General features: G+C 62.7%; 3 protein-coding genes. 1 reads left to right on the top strand and 2 read right to left on the bottom strand.

Annotated features, from left to right (window positions below):
* On the top strand, positions 1–750 hold a 750-nt coding region (locus tag A5622_RS02260), incomplete at its 5' end, for a hypothetical protein (RefSeq protein WP_232002824.1).
* 161 nt (positions 751–911) lie between these two features.
* Here the strand turns inward: A5622_RS02260 and A5622_RS30420 are convergent.
* Positions 912–1,037, bottom strand: a complete 126-nt coding sequence (locus A5622_RS30420) for a hypothetical protein (RefSeq protein WP_255361668.1) — start codon at positions 1,035–1,037, stop codon at positions 912–914.
* A 19-nt stretch (positions 1,038–1,056) separates the two neighbouring features.
* On the bottom strand, positions 1,057–1,194 hold the full coding sequence (locus A5622_RS28830; RefSeq protein ID WP_156752811.1) for a hypothetical protein: 138 nt from the start codon (positions 1,192–1,194) through the stop codon (positions 1,057–1,059).
* Positions 1,195–1,220 lie beyond the last annotated feature (26 nt).

Genomic DNA, 1,220 nt, shown 5'->3' with positions numbered 1-1,220 from the left:
GCCGCACTCATAGCCCTAGCAGCAGGGTTATGGGTGCGGCGAACCACCTGGTTCTACAAGTGGGAAAGTGCCGCCACCGTTAACCTCGCCGGCATCCTGGTCGGTCTCGTCTGCATGATGCCTTTCGCTACGCCGACGTTCGATTGTTTGCACCGCGTCACCGGGGTTTGGAACCTTGAGGACATGGTCGGCCACATCGCATCCCTGACCGGGATCACCGTGTTCGCGTACGTCACGCTCAACCGCCTTGAGTTGACGAACGCGGCCCAGTGGCGGCACTGGCGGCTCGAGCTGCCCGCCACGTTCGTGCTGCCCACCCTGGTCGGCCTGTTCGTGCCGGGATCGCCCGACCGCCACGTGCGCGACTTGTTCACCGAGCCGCCGAACGCCTGGCTCGCCGCCTACTGGGTGGTGCTGTCCGGGGCGGCGTTGTGGGTGCTCGGGCATCTGCTGTGGGCGTTGGCAATCATTGCGCGCTACGACGCCGATTCGTCGACCATGGCGAAAATCTATCTCGCTGCGGTGTCGGTGAACTGCTGGGCTGTCGTCGCGAAGCTACTGTCGATGGCCCTGCCGGGTTTGGGGTTGGAAACCGCCGCTTGGGTATTGATCTGCGTGTCCACGGTGGGGTATGTGTTGGCCGCGATGTACGGGATGCGGCAGATTAAGCGGTGGTTGGCGTGGCCGCCGCCGCCGCCGAAGCAGAAGCAGTGGGTGCCGCCGGCGCCCCCGGATGGGGCTGTGGCCTGAGCCGAGAACGAACTCTTATGTCACCTTCGCGCGTTCCTGGCGCACCGGGCAGTCGATGTCGTGACCGCTGGTGCACCACACAAGCGGGTGCCCGTGACAGTTGGCGCAATAGCAATTGCACACGGTTTCTCCTTGCCGATAACTTGGGGGATTTACGTCAACTACTCGTCGGCGGCCGTGTCGTCCAGAAACCAGTTGATGTCGGACGTTGACGGCTTGGTGATTCCCTCGTCGCTCATAAACTCGACGAATTGTCTGAGCAGTTCAAACGCTGCAGCTCTGTTCATCGCTGATAATTCCTATCCCTTACGTTAGGTCGGGTTCGCTGCCGACGTACTCGTCGGTGATCGCGTTCCAGTGGCGCAGCACGCCGTCACCGTCGCGGGTGACGTAGGTCCCGGTGCTGGCGAGCTGGTCGATGATCTCGCGTCGCGGTTCGTCCACCGTTTCTCCTTGCCGTTAACTTGGGG

It is taken from the genome of Mycobacterium sp. 1245801.1 (genome assembly GCF_001673055.1).
GTDB classification, from domain to species: Bacteria; Actinomycetota; Actinomycetes; order Mycobacteriales; family Mycobacteriaceae; genus Mycobacterium; species Mycobacterium europaeum_A.
The sequence above is the reverse complement of the archived record's forward strand: the minus strand, read 5'-3'. Positions and strand labels throughout refer to the sequence as shown.

What these genes read in the sequence shown, in the direction of transcription:
- A5622_RS30420 (WP_255361668.1), bottom strand. Translation starts at nt 1,037, where the DNA reads ATGAACAGAGCTGCAGCGTTTGAACTGCTCAGACAATTCGTCGAGTTT.